The 21,410-nt window shown below is 66.5% G+C and carries 18 protein-coding genes, 1 tRNA gene and 1 pseudogene; 7 read left to right on the top strand and 13 right to left on the bottom strand.

The window, feature by feature from the left end:
• Positions 1 to 5 precede the first annotated feature (5 nt).
• Both ACX12D_RS04605 and paeA read left to right on the top strand, forming a co-directional pair.
• Entirely contained in the window at positions 6 to 959 is a 954-nt protein-coding gene (locus tag ACX12D_RS04605; RefSeq protein ID WP_459373098.1) for a LysR family transcriptional regulator, read from the top strand.
• A gap of 85 nt (positions 960 to 1,044) precedes the next feature.
• On the top strand, positions 1,045 to 2,358 hold the full coding sequence (paeA, locus tag ACX12D_RS04600; RefSeq protein WP_459373097.1) for a polyamine export protein PaeA: 1,314 nt from the start codon (positions 1,045 to 1,047) through the stop codon (positions 2,356 to 2,358).
• A 205-nt stretch (positions 2,359 to 2,563) separates the two neighbouring features.
• Here the strand turns inward: paeA and ACX12D_RS04595 are convergent.
• The 8 genes and pseudogenes from ACX12D_RS04595 to ACX12D_RS04560 form a co-directional block, all read right to left on the bottom strand.
• Positions 2,564 to 2,788: pseudogene (locus ACX12D_RS04595) on the bottom strand (phosphatase PAP2 family protein); the annotation flags it as partial.
• Positions 2,789 to 3,359: 571 nt separating this feature from the next.
• Positions 3,360 to 4,229: a DUF1653 domain-containing protein gene (locus tag ACX12D_RS04590; RefSeq protein WP_459373096.1), complete on the bottom strand. Its 870-nt coding sequence runs from the start codon at positions 4,227 to 4,229 to the stop codon at positions 3,360 to 3,362.
• A gap of 257 nt (positions 4,230 to 4,486) precedes the next feature.
• The gene (locus ACX12D_RS04585; protein ID WP_459373095.1) at positions 4,487 to 4,888 is read right to left on the bottom strand and encodes a hypothetical protein; all 402 of its coding nucleotides are present in this window, start codon (positions 4,886 to 4,888) and stop codon (positions 4,487 to 4,489) included.
• Between the two features lie 474 nt (positions 4,889 to 5,362).
• Positions 5,363 to 5,452 (bottom strand) — tRNA-Ser (locus ACX12D_RS04580).
• A gap of 78 nt (positions 5,453 to 5,530) precedes the next feature.
• Positions 5,531 to 6,844, bottom strand: coding sequence for a serine--tRNA ligase (serS, locus tag ACX12D_RS04575; RefSeq protein ID WP_459373094.1), 1,314 nt, complete (start codon positions 6,842 to 6,844; stop codon positions 5,531 to 5,533).
• A gap of 157 nt (positions 6,845 to 7,001) precedes the next feature.
• Positions 7,002 to 8,369, bottom strand: coding sequence for a replication-associated recombination protein A (locus ACX12D_RS04570; protein WP_174423246.1), 1,368 nt, complete (start codon positions 8,367 to 8,369; stop codon positions 7,002 to 7,004).
• 116 nt (positions 8,370 to 8,485) lie between these two features.
• Positions 8,486 to 9,514 carry a TRAP transporter substrate-binding protein gene (locus tag ACX12D_RS04565; protein WP_459373093.1) on the bottom strand — a complete coding sequence of 343 codons (1,029 nt, stop codon included), beginning with the start codon at positions 9,512 to 9,514 and terminating at the stop codon, positions 8,486 to 8,488.
• Between the two features lie 133 nt (positions 9,515 to 9,647).
• On the bottom strand, positions 9,648 to 10,709 hold the full coding sequence (locus ACX12D_RS04560) for an ABC transporter ATP-binding protein (protein ID WP_441640792.1): 1,062 nt from the start codon (positions 10,707 to 10,709) through the stop codon (positions 9,648 to 9,650).
• 197 nt (positions 10,710 to 10,906) lie between these two features.
• Here ACX12D_RS04560 and ACX12D_RS04555 point away from each other — a divergent pair, with 197 nt between their 5' ends.
• Complete coding sequence (locus ACX12D_RS04555; RefSeq protein WP_459373092.1) at positions 10,907 to 12,559, top strand: ABC transporter permease; 1,653 nt, start codon at positions 10,907 to 10,909, stop codon at positions 12,557 to 12,559.
• 208 nt (positions 12,560 to 12,767) lie between these two features.
• The gene (locus ACX12D_RS04550) at positions 12,768 to 13,448 is read left to right on the top strand and encodes a hypothetical protein (protein ID WP_459373091.1); all 681 of its coding nucleotides are present in this window, start codon (positions 12,768 to 12,770) and stop codon (positions 13,446 to 13,448) included.
• Between the two features lie 84 nt (positions 13,449 to 13,532).
• Here ACX12D_RS04550 and ACX12D_RS04545 read toward each other — a convergent pair whose 3' ends face one another.
• The 4 genes from ACX12D_RS04545 to ACX12D_RS04530 form a co-directional block, all read right to left on the bottom strand.
• Positions 13,533 to 14,576: a Fe(3+) ABC transporter substrate-binding protein gene (locus tag ACX12D_RS04545; RefSeq protein ID WP_441640795.1), complete on the bottom strand. Its 1,044-nt coding sequence runs from the start codon at positions 14,574 to 14,576 to the stop codon at positions 13,533 to 13,535.
• Between the two features lie 237 nt (positions 14,577 to 14,813).
• Complete coding sequence (locus ACX12D_RS04540; RefSeq protein WP_459373090.1) at positions 14,814 to 15,233, bottom strand: hypothetical protein; 420 nt, start codon at positions 15,231 to 15,233, stop codon at positions 14,814 to 14,816.
• A gap of 8 nt (positions 15,234 to 15,241) precedes the next feature.
• Complete coding sequence (gene lolA / locus ACX12D_RS04535) at positions 15,242 to 15,838, bottom strand: outer membrane lipoprotein chaperone LolA (protein ID WP_459373927.1); 597 nt, start codon at positions 15,836 to 15,838, stop codon at positions 15,242 to 15,244.
• A 175-nt stretch (positions 15,839 to 16,013) separates the two neighbouring features.
• Positions 16,014 to 18,338, bottom strand: a complete 2,325-nt coding sequence (locus ACX12D_RS04530) for a DNA translocase FtsK (protein ID WP_459373089.1) — start codon at positions 18,336 to 18,338, stop codon at positions 16,014 to 16,016.
• 171 nt (positions 18,339 to 18,509) lie between these two features.
• Here ACX12D_RS04530 and trxB point away from each other — a divergent pair, with 171 nt between their 5' ends.
• The 3 genes from trxB (at position 18,510) to ACX12D_RS04515 (ending at position 20,950) form a co-directional block, all read left to right on the top strand.
• Positions 18,510 to 19,457 (top strand): thioredoxin-disulfide reductase, encoded by a 948-nt coding sequence (gene trxB / locus ACX12D_RS04525; RefSeq protein ID WP_441640798.1) that lies wholly within the window; start codon positions 18,510 to 18,512, stop codon positions 19,455 to 19,457.
• A 133-nt stretch (positions 19,458 to 19,590) separates the two neighbouring features.
• Positions 19,591 to 20,295, top strand: a complete 705-nt coding sequence (locus ACX12D_RS04520; protein WP_459373088.1) for a Smr/MutS family protein — start codon at positions 19,591 to 19,593, stop codon at positions 20,293 to 20,295.
• A gap of 13 nt (positions 20,296 to 20,308) precedes the next feature.
• Positions 20,309 to 20,950, top strand: coding sequence for a trimeric intracellular cation channel family protein (locus ACX12D_RS04515; RefSeq protein ID WP_441640800.1), 642 nt, complete (start codon positions 20,309 to 20,311; stop codon positions 20,948 to 20,950).
• A gap of 114 nt (positions 20,951 to 21,064) precedes the next feature.
• Here ACX12D_RS04515 and glnK read toward each other — a convergent pair whose 3' ends face one another.
• On the bottom strand, positions 21,065 to 21,403 hold the full coding sequence (gene glnK / locus ACX12D_RS04510) for a P-II family nitrogen regulator (protein WP_006162803.1): 339 nt from the start codon (positions 21,401 to 21,403) through the stop codon (positions 21,065 to 21,067).
• Positions 21,404 to 21,410: the final 7 nt, after the last annotated feature.

Below are 21,410 nucleotides of genomic sequence, written 5' to 3'. Positions count from 1 at the left end.
GCCACATGCGATTGCGTCAGATCGAAGTCTTTCGCGCGGTCATGCTGACCGGCACCGTCAGCGAGGCCGCGCGCCTGCTGCACGTCTCCCAGCCGGTCGTCACGCGCGTGCTGCAGCATGCCGAAGCCACGCTCGGCTTCCGCTTGTTCGACCGGGTGAAAGGCAGGCTGCAGGCCACGCCGGAGGCCGGCGCGCTGTACGGCGATGTCGAGCGGCTATATGGCGAGATCGAGCGGGTGCGCCGTGTCTCCGAAAGCCTGCGCCACAAAGGCGCCGGCCGCCTGCGCGTGGCGGCCACGCCCAGCCTGGCCAATCCGCTGCTGGTGCCAGCCGTACGCCGCTTTTGCGCGCGCCATCCCGACACCCAGGTGCAGGTACTGACCCACCACACCGACGAGATCGTGCAAGGGCTGCTGGCTAACCAGATCGACCTGGGCTTCGCATTCTCGCCACCTCGCCACGAAGCCATCATCAGCGAACCGGTAGCTGGCGGCCAGATGCTGCTGGCGGTGCCGCGCGGCGAGCCGCTGGCAGCCCGTGGCCGGCGGGCCGACGTGCCGATGCACAAGCTGGTGGAACGCCCCTTTATCGCCTACGACGACAACAGCTCGCTTGGGCTGCTGGTGCGCCAGACGCTGGCGCGCAATGCGCTTGAGCCGCGCTCCACGCTGGAAGTCCAGACCTATTCGCTGGCGCTGGCCCTGGTCGATGCCGGCCTGGGCCTCACCTTGCTCGACCAGTACACCGCGCTGGGCGCAAACCCGCAGCGTGTGTCGCTGCACGAGGTCAAGCCCGCGTTGCCTTTCGAGATCCAGCTGCTGCGCGCCAGCCACCGCGGCAGTTCCAGCCTGGCCGACGATATGCGCGAACAGTTTGCCGCCGCCGCAGGGGAGCTGGCTGCTGCGCTGCCGCAGCGGCTGGAAGCGCCGGCGGTCAGTTTTGAGCATGCGCCTAGATGAAACGTCCCGCCTCCATTGCGGAATTTGACAGTACCGTGCGCCGTGCACCATCATCAAAGTGCCTGAACGGTGCTTTCCCAAACCTATGTTCGCCCTAACCCTGCTTCTCCTCATCCTGATCAGCGCCTTTTTCTCGATTTCCGAGATCGCGCTGACCGCATCGCGCCGCACCAAGCTGCAGACGCTATCCGAGCGTGGCGACCGCCGCGCCACCAAGATCATGCTGCTCAAGGAGGAGCCGGGCAACTTCTTCACCATCGTGCAGATCGGCGTCAACAGCGTGGCCATCCTGGCCGGTATCGTCGGCGAGAAGCATGTCTCCGACCTGTTGCAGACGGCGCTGCTGCCCTACCTGGACGTGGTCACCACCCAGCGCATCGCCAACGTCGGCTCCTTCCTGATCGTCACCCTGCTCTTTATCCAGTTCGCCGACCTGATCCCCAAACGCATCGCCATGACGTTTCCCGAAGCCTGCGCGCTGGTGGTGATCGGGCCGATGCTCACGCTCATCAAGATCTTCAAGCCGCTGGTCTACGTGTTCAACGGTGCCGCCAATGCCACGCTGCATCTGTTCGGCGTGCCCACCAAGCACATCGACCAGATCACCTCGGAAGACATCGCCGCCATGGTCGATGCCGGGGCGGAGGCAGGCGTGCTGCACAAGCACGAGATCCACCTGATCGAGAACGTGTTCGAGCTGGACGCGAAGAACGTCACCGCGGTGATGACCCCGCGCGACGATGTGGTCTACATCGGCCTGGACGAGTCGCCCGACAGCCTGCGGCGCAAGCTGGTCAACTATCCGCACGCGCAATATCCGGTATGCGGGCACAACCTCGACGACGTGCTGGGCTACATCGATTCGAAGGACATCCTGCAATTGTTCCTCGCCGACGATTCCACCGGCGTGATCGGCAACCTCGGCAATATCGGCAAGCACCACGACAAGAACGTGCTGGTGATCCCGGACACGCTGACGCTCACCGAGTCGCTCACGCGCTTTCGCGAGATGCACCAGAACTTTGCGGTGGTCATGAACGAGTACGGGCTGGTGGTGGGCATCGTCACGCTGGACGATATCGTCGGCGCGCTGATGGGCAACATCATCTACTCCACCGAGGATGAACAGATCGTGCGGCGCGACGAAAGCTCATGGCTGGTCGACGGCGTCACGCCGCTGGTGGACCTGAAGAAGGCGCTGGAGCTCGACGAGCTGCCCGGCGAGGATTACGTCGACACCGCCGCCGGGCTCGTCATCTACACGCTCAAGCGGATTCCGAAGAAGTCGGAAGCGATCGAGGCCGCGGGATTCCGCTTTGAAGTGCTGGACATCGACCATCACAAGATCGATCAGCTGCTGGTTTCGCGGCTGCCGCCGGCGGAGCCGTTCCAGCCGTAAGCGCGCGGCGATACCGCTCGACCGTGCCGGGCAACTGGAACACCACGATCCACGTGCCAACCACCACCACCGCCGCGGCGGCAACCGCGCCCAGGCGCAGCGGCGCCAGGCGTTCCGGTGCATGCAGGGTGGCATAGGCGGTGCCCAGCAGCACGATCCAGGCAAAGCCGAGCGCGCAGCCCGCCAGCACGTCGGACAGCCAGTGCATGCCAAGGTAGAGCCGCGACAGGCAGATCAGCGTCACCACCACCGCCGTCAGCGCCACCACCGACATCCGTACCCGCCACGGCTGGCGCAGGCATAGCAGGAAGGCCAGGAAGCCATAGGTCACCATGCTGCTGGTGGCGTGGCCGCTAGGAAACGAGAACGACTCCAGGCCGCCGTAGATGCTGGCCGGCCGGCTGCGCTCAAGGGCAAGCTTGAGCACCATCACGCAGGCGCGCGCGCCTAGCAGCGCCCCCACCCAGTAAGCTGCCGCCACCCAGGCGCGGCGCCACGCCAGCCAGCCAAAGACCGCCACGCCCACCGCCACGGAAATCCGCGCGCCGCCCAGCTCGGTCAGCGCCACCATGGCCGTATCCAGCCAGCCCTGCTGCCACGCGCGAAGCTGCGCGAACACCGCCTGGTCCACCTGCACCAGCGGCGCGCCTTCGGCGATGGATTCACCCAGCCACAGCAACACGGCGGCGCAAGCCAGCAACAGCACGCCACCCACTGCCAACAGGAGCAGCTCGACGATATCGCGCTCCAGCATGCTGGCCACGCGCGGCCATGGCTGCGTGCCGCGTGCGCGCAGCGCATCGCGGCCACGCAGGCGCGCGGTATCGAGCCTGCGCACCAGCGGGCGGATCACCAGCAGCAAGCCGCGCACCACGCAGAGCAGCAACAACGCGAACAAGGCGAGAAGGCCCACCACGCCCAGCGCGGTTGCCGGTGTGAGCCACGACGCGCCAGCCGGCTGGACGGCCGCGAGCGCTTGAACGGGAGCAGCCATCATCGGCTCAGCCCCCCGCCGCCATGCGCGCGATATTGGCGCGTGCCGGCGCTTCGCAATCGGCAAAGGCTGGCGTGAGAAACAACTGTGGCCGCTGCGCCATCGCCTGCAGGAACGCGATCCGCCGCAGCATGAATGCCGCGTACAGGGCATCGCCAGACAGGCCAGTGCGATTGGCCAGCAGCGCCCTGTTTTCCTCGAACACAGCGACGGTCCAGGCGTCGAATTCCGCGTCGGGCGCGGCCAGCCGGGACAGGTCCAGATCCAGCACCGCCTCGGACTCCGGCACCGATGCACGATGCCCGCAGGTATCCATCACGATGCGCGCGGCCAGCGCTGTCACCGCCGCATCGACTCCGCTCACCATGGTCTCGATCAACGCGGCCGACGCCGCTTCGTTGTGCTCGCAGCCAGGCACGTAGACCGCGTCGTGGAACAGCACGGCAAGCGCCTGCGCGGGCGTGAGCGCAATGCCGCGCGCCTGCGCCAGCGCAAACATCTCCAGCACGTGGCGCCGATCGTGGTAATGCCGGTAAGGCGCGTCGTAGCAGGCCAGCACCTGCAACACCGTCGCGCGCGGCAAGAAGTCCAGGCAAGCCAGCGCGGCCGGCCAGTCCGGCGCGAAACGCGCTTGCGTGCCCTGCGGCGTGTCCACGCTTTCACCGAACACATCCAGCGGCCGCACCCACAAGCGGGATCTGTCCCGCATCGATTCGTACACCACCACCTGCGACAGGTCAGACTCGATCACGCCGAGGCCAACCATGGCATAGGCGCCGCCCTTGTAATGGCGATAGGGCATGCCGTGGAGATAGTCGGAGGACCCCTCTGCGCCGGGCAAGGCGTGCGGGGAAGGCTGGCAAGAAGACTGTGTCATGAGCGGCTGTTCAGATCGGAGCAGCGTCATGATAGTGCATTGACTACGCGGGGCCGCTTGCGGGCCCCGCGCGGGTGTGCAGGGTTGACTGCGTGGTTGGCTACATTACTTGCGATGCGTGCGCTGACGCATCGCGCCAGGTTCAGCCATCTTCGGGTCCTTGAGAGAAATCTCTTGCACCTCGCTCTCCTTGCTGTGCCGTTTCTCAAAGCGGATGTTCGGGGATGGCCGCTTCGAATTGGAGTGAGCGTTCCGGCTCATGCCTTGCCTCCATTCTGGTCGACGTGGCGGTTGCCACTTAACCAATATAGAGGTCTGGCGGCAGGGTTGCCATGCCCGGCTCGCTTCGCTGGCCCGCTACGGCACTCGATTACGTCGCGCCCCCCCTCGCCACGCTGGGCGGCGAGCTCACTCAATACCAGCGTCTCGCGAGCCAGCCCCGCCGCCAAGGAAAGGACGCCGTTCTGGATTTCCTGTTTTAGTGCACTGAAGGTATCGCCAGAGGCTGCATATTCGCTAATCATGAACAGCAAGCCATAGAGCTGCGCGGCACGCTCGGCGGCAAGACTCAGAGGATCTTCGAGCGAGGTGCGCGTAGTGACGAACATTGCTGAGTCGGCGTGTTCGGCTGTGATGCCGTAGCGGCAATGCTTACCCATGGCACGTCTCCTTGAGCCTGGCCTGCGCGCGGCGGGAGATAGAGGGGAACGTCGGAAGTGTCGATTGCCCTTGATGGGCGAGGTAAATCTGGGGCATGGTGCTGCCTCCTTTTCGTGCGGTTTCGATCCCGCACCCCGACGCCAATCGGGGTGGGCGGGCGCAAGGCAAGGTTGGCGTACCGGCGAAAAGGATCCGGCGAGCCCGAAGGCTCCCCTGCCCAGGCCCGCCCAATGAAGGCGCGCAGAGGCATAACGGACCTAAAAAACCGCCTGGCGGCGACTGTCCGCCTTTTCGTTCGGGACGCCAATCCCGATCACTGTGGTTGCAGCGATGCGCAGAGTATATCGCGTGAGCTGGCAGGCTCGTTGGCCTGTGCAATGATGCCTGCCGCCATCGTGCCGACAACGCGTGAACCGTACCCCAAAGCAAAAGCCCCACGACTCTGTGAGGAATCGTGGGGCTTTGCGTACTGCTGGCGGAGAGGGTGGGATTCGAACCCACGGTAGGCTCGCACCTACGCCTGATTTCGAGTCAGGTACATTCGACCACTCTGCCACCTCTCCGGTAACTGGGTCGCTTGTCGCGAAGAACAAGATTATAGAGGAAACCTTGTTTACACTGCAAGCCCCTCGCGTGAAAATTTACGCCTCGGGCTCCAGGCGCGTCAGGCCGCCCAGATACGGCTGCAATGCGGCCGGCACCGTCAGCGAGCCATCGGCGTTCTGGTAGTTCTCAAGGATCGCCACCAGCGTGCGGCCAACCGCCAGGCCGGAGCCGTTGAGCGTATGCAGCAGTTCCGGCTTGCCCTGGCCTGCGCGGAAGCGGGCCTGCATGCGGCGGGCCTGGAAGTCGCCCATGTTCGAGCAGGAGCTGATCTCGCGGTAGGTGCCCTGCGCGGGGATCCACACTTCGAGGTCATAGGTCTTGGTGCTGCCAAAGCCCATGTCGCCGGTGCACAGCGCGACGGTGCGGAACGGCAGGTCCAGCTTCTTCAGGATGACTTCGGCGTGGCCGGTGAGCTGCTCCAGCGCGTCGAACGAGTGCTCGGGCTGTACCACCTGTACGAGCTCGACCTTGTCGAACTGATGCTGGCGGATCATGCCGCGCGTGTCGCGGCCGTAGGAGCCGGCTTCCGAGCGGAAGCAAGGCGTGTGGGCAACGAAGCGCAGCGGCAGCTTGTCGCCGGCCACGATGGCGTCGCGCACGATGTTGGTCAGCGGCACTTCGGCCGTAGGGATCAGGTAGAAGTTCTCGGTGCGCTCGCCACCCTCGCTGTTCTCGCCACCGACCTTGCGCGGCACCTTGAACAGGTCTTCCTCGAACTTGGGCAACTGGCCGGTGCCGCGCATCGAGGCCGCATTGACGATGTAAGGCACGTACATCTCGGTGTAGCCGTGCTCGATCGTGTGGGTGTCCAGCATCAGCTGCACCAGCGCGCGATGCATGCGTGCGATGCCACCGCGCAGCATGGCAAAGCGCGAGCCCGTGACCTTGCTCGCGGTATCGAAATCCAGCCCGAGGCGCTCGCCCACGTCGACGTGGTCCTTGACCTCGAAGTCGAAGCTGCGCGGCGTGCCGACGCGGCGCACTTCCACGTTGCCGGTCTCATCGCGGCCCACCGGCACGCTTTCGTGCGGCAGGTTGGGGATGGCTTCCATGATCTCGGCGAGCTGGGCCTGGATTTCTTCCAGGCGTGCGGCCGAGGCCTTGAGGGCGTCACCGATGCCGCCGACTTCAGCCATCACCGCCGAGGCGTCTTCGCCCTTGCCCTTGAGCATGCCGATCTGCTTGGAGAGGCTGTTGCGGCGCGCCTGCAACTCCTCGGTCTGGGTCTGCAGTTGCTTGCGCTCGGCTTCGAGTGCCTGGAAGGCCGCTACGTCGAGTTGGAATCCGCGCGTGGCAAGGCGTTGCGCCACGGCGTCGATGTCTTTGCGGAACAGCTGGATGTCTAGCATGTTGCGTGTGAGGGCAGGTGCATTGGCCAGCGACATGCTGGCGGATCTGGCATTTTACTGTACTGGCCCGGGCCCACGCCGATCCGCCGGCTGGAGAACAGGCGGGCGGATCGCCCGCTGTTCACGGGGACAAGCCGCCGGCCAGGGGCGATGCGCGTTATTGCGCCCCGCCGCCCTCGCCGCCGCCCTCGTCCCGGCCCTTGCCTTTGCCCTGCTGGCGGAGCCACTGCGCGTCAAGATCGCGCAGGTGGCGCAGCTTGTCGCCGATCTTGCCTTCCAGCCCGCGCGGCGTGGGCTTGTACCAGCCGGGGCGCTTGAGGTCGTCGGGGAAGTAGTGCTCGCCGGCGGCATAGGCTTCGGGCTCGTCGTGCGCGTAGCGGTAGGCGTGGCCGTAGCCCAGCTCTTTCATCAGCTTGGTCGGCGCGTTGCGCAGGTGTACCGGCACGCCGCGCGACTTGTCCTTGGCCACGAAGGCGCGCGCGGTGTTGTAGGCGTTGTAGCCGGCATTGGACTTGGGCGCCACGGCCAGGTAGATCAGGGCTTGCGCCAACGCGAGCTCGCCTTCCGGCGAACCCAGCCGCTCGTAGGTCTCGGCGGCATCCAGCGTGATGCGGGCGGCACGCGGATCGGCCAGGCCGATGTCCTCCCACGCCATGCGCACGATGCGGCGCGCCAGGTAGCGCGGATCGGCGCCGCCGTCGATCATGCGGCAGAACCAGTACAGCGTGGCATCGGGATCGGAGCCGCGCACGGATTTATGCAGCGCGCTGATCTGATCGTAGAACGCGTCGCCGCCCTTGTCGAAGCGGCGCAGGTTCTCCGACAAGGCGCTGCCTAGCAGCGCGTTATCGATGACCGGCGCGCCGGCACTGCGCGCGGCGCGCGCCACGATCTCGATATTGTTGAGCAGCTTGCGGCCATCGCCATCGGCCGAGGCCACGATCAGCTGCAGCGCCTCGTCCTCCCACTGCAGGCCGCCCAGCTCTTCGCTGGCGCGCCGCGCCAGCTGCGTCAGCTCGGCGTCGTCCAGGCTCTTGAGCACGTACACCGCGGCGCGCGACAGCAAGGCGCCGTTGACCTCGAAGGACGGGTTCTCGGTGGTGGCGCCGATAAAGGTGAACAGCCCGCTTTCCACGTGCGGCAGGAAGGCGTCCTGCTGGCTCTTGTTGAAGCGGTGCACCTCGTCCACGAAGACCAGCGTGCGCCGTCCGTGGGCACGGTATTGCTCGGCGCGCTCAACCGCCTCGCGGATATCCTTGACGCCAGACAGCACCGCCGACAGCGCGATGAACTCGGCGTCGAAGGCCGTGGCCATCAGCCGCGCCAGCGTGGTCTTGCCCACGCCGGGCGGGCCCCACAGGATCATGGAATGCGGCTCGCCGGACGCGAACGCCACCCGCAGCGGCTTGCCTGCGCCAAGCAGGTGTTGCTGGCCAATCACCTCGTCGATATTGCGCGGGCGCAGGCGCTCGGCCAGGGGTTGCTGGGAACGATCGGGAGCTTCGGAAAACAGCGTGTCCGCCACGGTATTCAGGCCTTTATGTCAGGACAGGCGCGCACGGTGCGTGCCCGCTGCGCCTTGGAACCTGACAGTGTAGACCATTGCGCGCGGCCGGCCTCGCAGCCTGCTACGGCAGCGAATCAGCGCGTGAAGACATCCAGCACGCCAGCGCGCTCGCTGCCCACGCGCGCGCGCCAGGCCGTCACCGCGCCCGCGCCGGCATCGCGTAGTGCCTGCTGCACCGCCGCGGCGGGATTGTCCTGGATGGTCACGCCGTTGGCGCGCATGCGCGCGGTGTTTTCTGCCAGCCGTGTGCCCAGGCGCGCCCACTGCTTTTGCTCGGTCGCCTGCGCGGCTGCGTCTACCGAGGCGCGCAAAGCGGGCGGCAAGGCCGCGTACGTGGCCGCATTGACCGTGGTAAACGACAACGGCATCGCATAGCCAATGGCCGTGAAGTTGGGCAGGTAGTCCCACAGCTTGCGGCCCGCGCCGCCGTCGCCGGAGGACAGCACCGCGTTGACCGAGCCGTCCTTCAGGCGCGGCATCGCGTCGGCAAACGACAGGTTGGCCGGTTGCGCGCCGGCAGTACGCATGACTTCGCTGGATGTCTCGTCATAGGTGCGCACCGAAAGCGCGCGCAGGTCCGTCAGCGTGGCAACCGCGTTGCGCGACCACAAACCGGTGGGTGGCCAGGGCGTGACGTAGAGCAGGTGCTGCCCCTGCGCCTCGAAGGCGCGCGCGTAGTCGGCGCGGGCGAGTTCGGCCAGGCGCTTGGCCGAATCCACCGAGGTGGCGACGAACGGCAGCGAAGACAGCAGGAACAGCGGATCCGCCGCGCCCAGCGCGCCGCCGAAGGCATCGCCGCCCTCCAGCCGCCCGTCTTTCACCGCCGCCGGCATCTGTGCGGATTTGAAGCCCGCGCTGGCGTCAAAGCTGGGCTTGACGTCGATGGCGCCTGCGGTGCGCGCCTTGACCTCATCGGCGAAGGTAGCCAGCCCTTCGCCAGGCATGGCGCCGGCCGGGTATTCGGTGGCCATCCGCCAGGTGGCCGCAGCCGCCGGCTGCGCCCAGGCCAGGCTTGCGCCACCGGCCAGCAAGGCTACCAGCAGGCTGCGGCGCAGGCATTGGCGGCGCAGCAACTGGGACGCGCGCTTTGGGGAAGCAAACATGATGGGAGTCCTGCAATCTTGAGGTAATGAAGCGGTGAAGCCCTGAAGCCATAAGGCCGTGGTGCCGTGGTGCCGTGGTGCCGGCAAGGACAAGCAAGCCGGCAAGTAAGCGGCCAGGGCCCTGGCGATGCGCTCAGCCGCGCCGGAACGCCACCACGTCGTCCACCTCCACGCGAATACCGATGTGCTCGCCGAGCGCATGGTCGTGATGCGAAGGCACCAGCGACAACACCTGGCCACCGCCGGCCAGGCGTAGCGTGTACAGGATCTCGGCACCGCGAAAGGCCTTGTGCAGGATCTTCGCGCGCAGCGGGCTGTCATCGTCGTGCACGATATCGTCGGGACGGATCAGCACATCGACCTCTGTCGTTGCGGGTGGTACGCCCAACGGCTCGCGGCTCTGCAGCGTGCCGAGTTCCAGCATGACCGAGTGCGGGCTGGCAAGCTGGCCCGGCATCAGCACGCCCTGCCCGATGAAGTCCGCGACCACGCGCGTGGCCGGCCGGTGATAGAGGTTGTGCGCGCTGTCCCACTGCTCGATGGCGCCGGCGTGCATCACGCCGATCTCGTCGGCCATGGCAAAGGCTTCGTACTGGTCGTGGGTGACCAGAATGGCGGTGGCGCCCTGGGCCTTGAGGATGTCGCGCACCTCCAGGCTCAGGCGCTCGCGCAGGTCGACGTCGAGATTGGAGAACGGCTCGTCGAGCAGCAGCAGCTCCGGCTTCGGCGCCAGTGCGCGGGCCAGCGCCACACGCTGCTGCTGGCCGCCCGAGAGCTCGTGCGGGAACTTGCCGCCGGATCCGGCCAGGCCCACCAGCGTGAGCATTTCCTCGACCCGGGCCGCGCGTTCGCCGCGGCGCACGGCATGCAGCCCGAAGGCGATGTTGTCCGCCACGCTCAGGTGCGGGAACAAGGCGTAATCCTGGAACACCATGCCGATGCGCCGGTGCTCGGGCGCCACGGCAAACCCCGGCGACGACATCACCTGCCCTTGCAGCAGGATGCGGCCTTCGCGCAGCGGCTCGAATCCGGCGATGGCGCGCAGCACCGTGGTCTTGCCGCAGCCGCTGGGGCCGAGCAGGCAGGCGATGCTGCCGCGCGCGAGGGTGAAGGACAGGTCGTTGACAACGCGCTGGCTGCCAAAGCCATGGTGGATGCGATCGACCTCGATCACGATATCGGATCGTGCTGGCATGGATGAATTGGAATGCGGGTGGCCTGGCATGCCGAGCATTATATGGACGCAGGCCCTGGATGTCTGTCACATGCGACGCGCCGCCCGGCGTATCCGCATTGCTAGAATGCAGGGCTTGCCCGAAAGCCTGCCGACCGCGCCCCGCCGCCGGGCCTCGCCCTGTCCCGCACCCATACCGACACCCACACCGCTGCCGCATGAGCCTGCTTCGCCCTAGCCGTACCCGCCGCCTGCACCCGCTAGCCTTGGTTGCCGCCCTGGCCGCGCTGCTGATCGCGCTGCCGATCGCGCAGGTGGCTGGCAGCCTGCTCGAGCCCAGCGGCGAGACCTGGCGGCATCTGGCCGACACGGTCCTGGCCGAGTACGTTGGGAATACGCTGTGGCTGCTGGCCGGCGTCTGCGCCGGCGTGCTGCTGGTGGGCGTGCCCACCGCGTGGCTGGTCAGCACCTACCGGTTCGCCGGGCGGGCCTGGCTGGAATGGGCGCTGGTGCTGCCGCTGGCGATGCCGGCCTATGTCATCGCCTACGCTTATACCGATGCCCTGCAGTTCGCCGGCCCGGTGCAAAGCTGGCTGCGCGAGCTGACCGGCTGGCGCGCCCGAGAGTACTGGTTCCCGGATATCCGCTCGCTGGGCGGCGCCATCGTGTTGTTCACGCTGGTGCTCTATCCCTACGTCTACCTGACCGCGCGCGCGGCCTTCCTGCAGCAAACCCTGAACACGCTGGAAGCGGCAAGGCTGCTTGGCCATGGCACCTGGGGCAGCGTCTGGCGCGTGATGCTGCCACTGGCGCGCCCCGGCATCGTGGCCGGCACAGCGCTGGCGCTGATGGAGACGCTGGCCGATTTCGGCACGGTGGCCTACTTCGGCATCCCGACCTTCTCCACGGGCATCTACCGCGCCTGGTTCTCGCTGGGCGACAAGAACGCGGCGGCGCAGTTGTCGGCCTGCATGTTGCTGTTCGTGATCGGCATCCTGCTGGTCGAGCGCGCCAGCCGGGGCCGCGCCCGCGTGCACGGCGGCCAGCGCCGCGCGCCGGCTTACCGGCTGCATGGCTGGCGCGCCGCGCTGGCGCTGCTGGTATGCGTGGTGCCGGTGCTGCTGGGCTTTGCCATCCCGGCGCTGATGCTGTGCAAGATGGCGCTGGCCGAAGGCGACGCGCAGTTCGGCCCGCGCTTTATCGGCCTGGTGCGCAATAGCTTCCTGCTGGCCAGCGTGACCGCGCTGATCGCGGTGCTGGCAGCGCTGGTGATCGGCTATGCCGGGCGCGGCATGGCCGCCGGCCGGGGCTGGCTGCTGCGCGCGCTGACCCGGGTGTGCGGCATGGGCTATGCCCTGCCGGGCTCGGTGGTCGCGGTCGGCGTGCTGGTGCCGGTGGCGCGGCTGGACAACGCCATGTCGGCGTGGCTGCAGCAGCATCTGGGATGGTCGGCCGGGCTCCTGCTGACCGGCGGCATTGCCGCACTGGTCTATGCCTACCTGGTGCGCTTTCTGGGCGTGGCGCTGCAAACCGTCAACGCCGGCCTGGTCAAGATCACGCCGGGCATGGACGCGGCGGCGCGCAGCCTGGGCCACGGCCCCGGCGCCACGCTGCGGCGCGTGCACCTGCCCATGCTGCGCGGCAGCCTGCTGACCGCGGCGCTGATCGTCTTCGTCGACGTCATGAAAGAGCTGCCCGCCACCTTCGTGATGCGGCCGTTCAATTTCGACACGCTAGCCGTGCAGGCATACAACCTGGCCTCCGACGAGCGGCTGGCCGAGGCCGCCACCGCCTCGCTGGTGATCGTGGCAGTGGGCCTGCTGCCGGTGATCCTGCTGTCGCGCTCGATACGGCGGGATGCACGGGAATAGGCCGGTCAAGTCTCCCACGCATTTTCCTAAAGTTCTTCAACGTCTTGCCGATATCCCCCTAGTCCGAAGCTGCGCCCCGGCCCACCGCACCCTTTCTCGCGCGAGCCAGGCGGTCTGCCCCCAACGCTGGCGTGCTTCGCGCCGCACCATGACTGTGCCGGCCGCAATCCTTGCCCGGCATTTGTTCGCAGCGTTTTCAGGGAGTGTTATGCAGCTTCGTTACCGCATGCTCGTGTTCAAGCTGAACCGGATGACCCGGCAAGACCGGATCAGCGCCGTCGAGGAAATCGCCCTGGCGGGCCAACTGGCTGAGCAACTGGAAAAACCGGGCATGGTCGAGCGCCTGGTGGCGGACCTGTTCGATCACGAGAACTCCCATGTCAGGCGCATCGCGCTCAACGCGGTACGGCGCGCGCATGGCTACCGCCAGGCAGATATCTCGCTTGCCCTGCTGCGCAAGCTCGGCGACCCGGAACCTTGGTTGCGCCATGACGCGGCATGGGTGCTCCACGAGGCCGGGCTGGACAGCCCGCACATCCGAGCTGCGCTGCGCCAGCTTGCGGGGCCGGTCATGTTGCCTTACGACATGAACCGCGCCAAGGCCAATCCTTCGGACGCGCTGCTGCACGCCCAGGTACGCGCGCGGCAAGCGCTGGACGTGCTCCTGGCGCGCCAGACCGCGGGCAAGGTGGTGGCCAAGCTGCCGTACGCGGCCGGCACGTTGGGCCACTCGCACAAGAAGCGGCGCGAGCAGCTGCAGGTGACCTTCGAGAAGCACAGGGAGCGCGGCGCGAAGCTGAACTTCCGGCGCCTTGAGCCTGGCGAAGGCGGCGAGAGCAACGCCGCCAAGGGGCCAGGGTCCAAAGCCAGGCCCGTGCCCAAGCCGTAGAAATGGGAAATGGCGGCTCACGCCGCCATCCCCGTCCAGCCGGTCAGGCCGCGCCGGCGTCTTCTTGCTTTCCTACTTGCTGTCTTACTTGTAGCCAGCCTTGTCCGCCAGCTTCTGCGCTTGCGGCTGGTGCTTGCCCAGTTCGGCCACGCTGATCTTGTCCGCCTTGAAGCTGCCCAGCGCTTCCAGCGCCGGATTGCTGATCTTCACGCTTTCCACCACGGGCCACTCGTTGTTGCCATCGGCGAAATAGCGCTGCGCGTCATCGCTGGCCAGGTACTCCAGGAACGCGCGCGCGGAATCCTTGTTGGGCGCATGCTTGAGCATGCCGCCGCCCGAGATGTTCATGTGCACGCCCTGGCTGGCCTGATTGGGCCACAGCACGCCAAGTTTCTCCGCCACGGCCTTGTCCTCGGGCTTGGCCGACTTGAGGATGCGGGCGATGTAGTAGGTGTTGGCCACCGCGATATCGCACTCTCCCGCCGCCACGGCCTTGAGCTGGTCGGTGTCGCCGCCCTTGGGCGCGCGGGCCAGGTTGGCCACCACGCCGCGCGTCCATTGCTCGGTCTTGGCCTCGCCATCATGGGCGATCAGGCTGGACATCAGCGACAGGTTGTACACGTGGCCGCTGGAGCGGATGCACAGCTTGCCCTTCCACTTGGGATCGGCGAGATCTTCGTAGGTCTTGATGTCGCCGGGCTTGACCGCGGCCTTGTTATAGGCGATTACGCGGGCCCGTGCCGAGAAGCCGAACCAGTCGCCGTTCGGGTCGCGGTAGTTGGCGGGGATGCGCGACTCCAGCACGCTCGATTTGAGCGGCGCGAACACGCCCGCCTGCTGGGCCCGCCACAGCCGGCCAATGTCGACGGTGATGAACACATCGGCCGGGCTGTTGGCGCCCTCGCTCTTGATGCGCTCCAGCAGCGGATCTTCCTGGCCTTCGATGCGGTTGATCTTGATGCCGGTCTGCTTGGTGAAGTTGGCGTAAAGCGCTTCGTCGGTCTGGTAGTGGCGCGCGGTGTAAAGGTTCAGCACCTTTTCCTGTGCGTGCGCGGCGAGCGGCAGTGCCAGAACAGCGAGCGCGGCGAGCGCTGTGGCCCGTGGCATCAAGCGGCGGAATTTAGTCATGACTCTCCCCTTCGATGATTGTTGTATGCCGTCCTGACGATGCCATGCATGCATTCTGGACAAGACAAGCTGGAAACAATAATCATTCCCGTTTCGGCAGTCAAGTTACAACGTTGTCATTTTTCTCGCTGCAAGCCCGGGGAGGTAAAAGTGCGGATTGAGACGCTGAAACGCGGACCGGGATGACGGATACCGCCGGGTCTTCGATTGCGCCCGGCGTTATCCGTGCATCACACTTCAGGTACTGGCGCGCTCCACCAATGCCTTCATGGCATCGGCAGGCAACGGCCCATGGCAGGTCCGCTCGCCGCCGGCCTTGCCGACCACCAGCCACACCTTGGCCGGGGCGCCAGCCGGATGCAGCAGCCAGGCTGGCCCATGTCCGCCGCTGGTGGGCGGCAGCCCTTCCAGCACGCCGCTGTTGGCCGACTGCAGCAGCACGGCGCAATCGTTGGCGCTAGCCTGCGTGGCAGAGAGAAAATCCGGATTGGCAAGCACTTCCGGCAGCGCCGTATCGGAGGCGCGCAGGAAGGCATCCACATCGAACTGCTTGCTGGCGCCGGGGCCGGCGCAGGCGGCCAGCAACGCAGCGGCGGCAATGCCAGCAATGGCACCGCAACGGCGCCAGGCCGGCCGGGTCAGGAATGTGGAGATCATGGCGCGCCTCATTGCTTGAGCACGTCGGCGCCCTTGGGCACCGCGAACCGGAAGGTGTCGGCCGGCAGCACGGGATTCTTCTGCATCGCGCTGAAGGTCAGGAGCGTCGTGTTGCCGAAGGCATCACGCAGTTCCATCGCTTCCAGGTTGCCGCTCTTGAAGCCGATGCCGATGCGCTCGAACTGCGTGTCCTTGGCTCTCGGCGTGAGCTCCAGCCACTCCACGCCGTCGCGCGTGGGGCCGTTCTTCACGACAAAGTTCTTTTCCAGGTCATTGCTGCCGAACAGGATCGCGGCTGGGCTGGACCCCAGGGCGCCATCGAGCTTGCGCTCGGTGACCTGGTTGAGGTCCTTGTCGTAGATGTAGAGTGTCTGGCCGTCTGCCTGCAGCAACTGATCGTACGGCTTGACGTAGCGCCAGGTGAACTTGCCAGGGCGCGAAAAAGCGAAGGTGCCGCTGGAGGTGCTGGCCACCTTGAGGCTGTCGCCCTGCCCCTTGACCTGGCGCTGGGTGAATTCGCCCTTGGCGCTCTTCACGCCCGCCACGAAGGCCTGGAGCTGGTCGGTGCCGGCCGCCATGGCCGCCGTCGCTGTCAGCGACAGCATGGCCACCGCAGCGCATGCCGACGCGAGAATGCGGATTCGCATGGTGTTGTCCTTGCTGGGTTGGAGGGTGCGCACCGCCGGGGCGGCTGCACTGCCTGTCCGGTTAGAGCGGTGCGCGGGCGCCGGATTCCGCAACGATGTGCTTCGCACGTAACGGCATGTTACGCGCGACAGCTTATTCTTCCTCGCGGGTGGTGCCTGCCGGGGCCAGTATGTCGCGATTGCCGTTGCCCGACATGGCGGAAACCAGGCCAGCCTTTTCCATGTCCTCCAGCAGCCGCGCGGCACGGTTATAGCCGATGCGCAGGTGGCGCTGCACCAGGGAGATCGAGGCGCGGCGGTTCTTCAGCACCACGTCGACAGCCTGGTCGTAGAGCGGATCGGCCTCGCCGCCGCCGCCAATGCCGGCGCCACCGCCCATGCCATCGCCGCCCAGGTCGCCCTCGGCCACGCCGCCTTCGAGAATCCCCTCGATGTAGTTGGTCTCGCCGCCTTCCTTGAGCTTTTCGACCACGCGGTGCACTTCATCGTCGGAGACAAAGGCGCCGTGAACGCGGATCGGCACGCCGGTGCCCGGCGCCAGGTAGAGCATGTCGCCCATGCCGAGCAACGCTTCCGCGCCCTGCTGGTCGAGGATGGTGCGCGAATCGATCTTGCTGCTGACCTGGAAGGCGATGCGGGTCGGCACGTTGGCCTTGATCAGGCCGGTAATCACGTCGACCGACGGACGCTGCGTGGCCAGCACCAGGTGGATGCCGGCGGCGCGGGCCTTCTGCGCGATGCGCGCGATGAGCTCTTCCACCTTCTTGCCCACCACCATCATCAGGTCGGCCAGCTCGTCGATCACAATCACGATCATCGGCAGCTTCTCGAGCGGCTCGGGTGCGTCCGGGGTCAGGCTGAACGGGTTGGGAAGCTTTTCCTCGCGTGCGGCGGCTTCGTCGATTTTCTTGTTGTAGCCGGCCAGGTTGCGCACGCCCAGCTTGCTCATCAGCTTGTAGCGCCGCTCCATCTCGCCGACCGCCCAGTTCAGGGCGTTGCCGGCCTGGCGCATGTCGGTCACCACCGGGCACAACAGATGCGGGATGCCTTCGTAGACGCTCATCTCCAGCATCTTCGGGTCGATCAGGATCAGCCTGACCTGCTCGGCCTTGGCCTTGTAAAGCAGGGACAGGATCATGGCGTTGATGCCAACCGACTTGCCGGAGCCGGTGGTGCCCGCCACCATGCAGTGCGGCATCTTGGCCAGATCCGCCACCATGGGCTTGCCGGCGATGTCCTTGCCCAGCGCCATCGTGAGGTTGGACGCGCTCTCGTTGTAGACCTGCGAGCCGAGGATCTCGGACAGCCGCACCGTCTGGCGCTTGGGGTTGGGCAGTTCCAGGCCCATGTAGATCTTGCCGGGGATGGTTTCCACCACCCGGATGGAGACCAGCGACAGCGATCGCGCCAGGTCGCGCGCCAGGTTGACCACCTGGCTGCCCTTGACGCCGGTGGCCGGCTCGATCTCGTAGCGGGTGATGACCGGGCCCGGGTAGGCCGCCACCACCTTGACCTCGACACCGAAGTCCTTGAGCTTCTTCTCGATCAGGCGCGAGGTGAATTCCAGCGTTTCGGCGCTGACGGTTTCCTGGTGCGTGGGGATGGGGTCCAGCAGCGCCAGCGGCGGCAGGTCGGAGTCCTGGATATCGGCGAACAGCGGCTGCTGCTTCTCGCGCTCCACGCGTTCGTGCTTGGGCACCGCCTGGGGCCGCACGATCTGCACCGGCGTGGCCTCCTCGATCTTGACCCGCTGCACTTCCACGGTTTCGGTGCGCACGACCTTGGCCGCCTCGCCGATGATGCGGTCCTGCTTGCTTTCGCGGCGCGCCTTGAAGCCGAGGAAGAGCGTCTCGACGAAGCCGCCCACGTGCTCGGCCACCGACAGCCACGAGAAATGGAAGAACAGCGACAGGCCGATGGCCAGCGTCAGCAAGAGCAGCAGCGTGGCGCCGGTAAAGCCAAGCGCCATCTGCATCCAGCCACCGAGCAGGTCGCCCAGCACGCCGCCCGGGGCGCGTGGCAGCGCGGCGCGCAGCGGATACATGCGGATGGCCTCCAGGCCCATGCTGGCGGTCAGCGACAGGCCAAAGCCGATCCAGCTCACCACCAGGCCCTGCCGGGCCTCGCCGTTGCGCTCGGGCAGCTCGGCGGTCAGCGCACGCCAGCCGCGCCAGCAGCGGCGCACCAGCAACACCGCCCACCAGTAGGCGGAGAAGCCGAAGATGAAGAACAGCACATCGGCCATCCAGGCGCCCACGCGGCCGCCAAGGTTGTGGATGTCGGCCACCTGGTTGGCGTGCGACCAGCCGGGGTCCGCCTTGCTGTAGCTGGCCAGGATGCAGACGAAGGCCAATGTGACCGCCAGCAACAGGAACCAGCGCACTTCGCCCAGCAGCTTGCCGATGCGCGAGGGCAGCGCGGAAGGATCGGTACGTGTTGTGGTAGTAGCTCGGGCCATGCCTTGGGTCTGGGTTGCCGTGTGAAGATTGGTTTGCCGGCCATTTTAACCTTGGCCGGGGCTATCGCTCTCATTGGAATTTGCAACAGTGAGCAAACGCCGGTCCACTTATAATGCTGGTTTCGATTCACGCTGGTGCGCATCAAGGCGCACCAGCCACAGGAAAGCATCATGGCCAAACACGCAAAAGTGCTGATTCTCGGTTCCGGCCCCGCCGGCTATACCGCCGCCGTCTATGCGGCCCGCGCCAACCTGCAGCCGGTGCTGATCACCGGCTTGGCCCAGGGTGGCCAGCTGATGACCACCACCGACGTGGAAAACTGGCCCGCCGACGCCAACGGCGTGCAAGGCCCGGAACTGATGCAGCGCTTCCTGGAGCATGCCGAACGCTTCAACACCGAAATCATCTTCGATCACATCCATACCGCGAAGCTGACCGAACGCCCGATCCGCCTGGTGGGCGATGCCGGTGAATACACCTGCGATTCGCTGATCATCGCCACCGGCGCCTCGGCCCAGTACCTCGGCCTGCCGTCGGAAGAGCTGTTCATGGGCCGTGGCGTGTCGGCCTGCGCCACCTGCGACGGTTTCTTCTACAAAAACCAGGAAGTGGCCGTGGTCGGTGGCGGCAACACCGCCGTGGAAGAAGCCCTCTACCTCTCGCAGATCGCCAGCAAGGTGACCGTGCTGCATCGCCGCGACAAGTTCCGCGCCGAGCCGATCCTGGTCGACCGCCTGCTGCAGCGCGAGAAGGAAGGCCGCGTGGAAATCCGCTGGAACTCCGTGCTGGAAGAAGTGACCGGCGACGACTCCGGCGTGACGGGCCTGAAGGTGCGCAACGTGAACACCAACACGGTCGAAGACCTCAAGCTGGCGGGCGTGTTCGTGGCCATCGGGCACAAGCCGAACACCGACCTGTTCGAAGGCCAGCTCGAGATGCGCAACGGCTATATCGTCACCAAGAGCGGCCTGGCCGGCGATGCCACGGCCACCAGCATCCCGGGCGTGTTCGCGGCCGGCGACGTGCAGGACCACATCTATCGCCAGGCGATCACCAGCGCCGGCACGGGCTGCATGGCAGCCCTGGATGCACAGCGCTACGTCGAAGCCCTGCAGTAAAGGGACTAAGACGGAAGGCTCAGGCCGGGCTTGCCCGGCCTTTGTCTTTTTCAAGCCGGTGATGCCGCCGCGCGCGCCAGCCGCGCCACGCCCTGCCACCCTATAATCACGCCGAGCACCCCGGAGACACGCCATGACGCACGGCGCCAGAAAGCCCACCAAACCCGCCAAGCCCGCCCCTCCCGCCGCCAGCCCGCCCAAGCGTTTCGGCCTGACCGACCTGTCCGGCTTGCGCGACTCCCTCAAGGCCGACACCGAGCGGCGCGAAGCCGAGCGCCGCGCGGCGGACGAAGCGGCGCAGCGCGCCCGCGAAGAGGCCGACGTATTCCGCAGCAGCGTAGGCAACGTCAACACCCTGCGCGACCGCAACCGCGTCACTCCCGCACCCCGCCGCCCGGCGCCCGTGCCGGTACAAACCCAGCTGGACGACAAAGCCGTGCTGGCCGCATCGCTTTCCGACGAATTCGACGTCGAGAGCCTGCTCGATACCGACGAAACTTTGTCGTTCCGCCGCCCCGGCATCGGCATGGACGTGGTCAAGAAGCTGCGCCGCGGCGAATGGGTGCCCCAGGACAAGATCGACCTGCACGGCCTGCGCAGCGAAGAAGCGCGCGAGGCACTGGCTGAGTTCGTGCGGCGCTCGGTCAAGCGTGGCGTGCGCTGTGTGCGCGTGATCCACGGCAAGGGCAACGGCTCGCCGGACAAGACGCCCGTCCTGAAAGGCAAGGTGCGCAGCTGGCTGGTACAGAAGGAAGAAGTGCTGGCCTTCGTGCAGGCACGCGGCGCCGAGGGCGGCGCCGGCGCGCTGATGGTGCTGCTGCGCCAGCCGCACGCCTGAGACGGCGCGCTCGATGCATCTGCCGCTCGATCTCCTGATGGGGCGGTTGCCCCTGATCCTGCATGTCATGGAAGTGGTGGGCGTGCTCGCCTTTGCCGTCTCCGGCGTGGTCGATGCGCGCAAGCAGCGCTTCGATGCCGTGGGCACCTTCGTGGTGGCGTTCGCCACCGCCTTCGGCGGCGGCACGGTGCGCGACGTGCTGCTGGACCGCCGCCCCTTCTACTGGGTCGACCACGAAGGCTATGTGATCTTGATCTTCGTGATGTCGCTCGGCGCGTCGTTCGTGCTGCGGGTGGTCAGCCGGGTGGCGTCCGAGCGCACCATGATCACGGCCGATGCGATCGGCCTGGGGCTGTTTTCGGTCACCGGCACATCGCTCGCGCTGGTGGCGCAGATGACGCCGACCGTGGCGGTCATGATGGGCATCATCTCTTCGGTGTTCGGTGGCGTGGTACGCGACGTGTTGTGCAACGAGGTGCCGATGATCCTGCGGGACCGCTCGCCCTATGCCACCTGCGCCTTCGTCGGCTGCTGTGTCTATGTTGGCCTGACCTGGCTGCAGGCCGAGCAGGAACTGGCCCTGCTGGCGGGCGCCATCACCATCACGGCGGCGCGCCTGCTGTGCGTGCGCTTCGACTGGAAGTTGCCTAGCTAGGCCGTGCCGGGCCAGGCAACAACGCCGGCGGGCAATCCAGGCGCCCCCTCCCGTGGGATCGCCCGGCTTGCCCGCCGGCGCTTGAACGCTAAAAAGACCTGAGCGCCCGAATGCTTAAACGGCGGCTTCGTCCTGCTCGCCGGTGCGGATACGGATCACGCGCTCGATCTCGGTCACGAAGATCTTGCCGTCACCGATCTTGCCGGTGTGCGCTGCCTTGACGATGGCGTCCAGCACGGTGTCGAGCTGGTTCTCGGCAACCACGACCTCGATCTTGATCTTGGGCAGGAAGTCGACCACATACTCAGCACCGCGATACAGCTCGGTATGCCCCTTCTGGCGGCCAAAGCCCTTCACCTCGGTTACCGTCAGGCCGGTCACGCCGACGTCAGCCAGCGCCTCGCGCACTTCGTCCAGCTTGAACGGTTTGATGATGGCGGTAATCTGCTTCATATTGGCC

It is taken from the genome of Cupriavidus sp. PET2-C1 (assembly GCF_054515855.1).
Note: the sequence above shows the minus strand (reverse complement) of the source record. Positions and strands in the feature narration are given on the sequence as shown.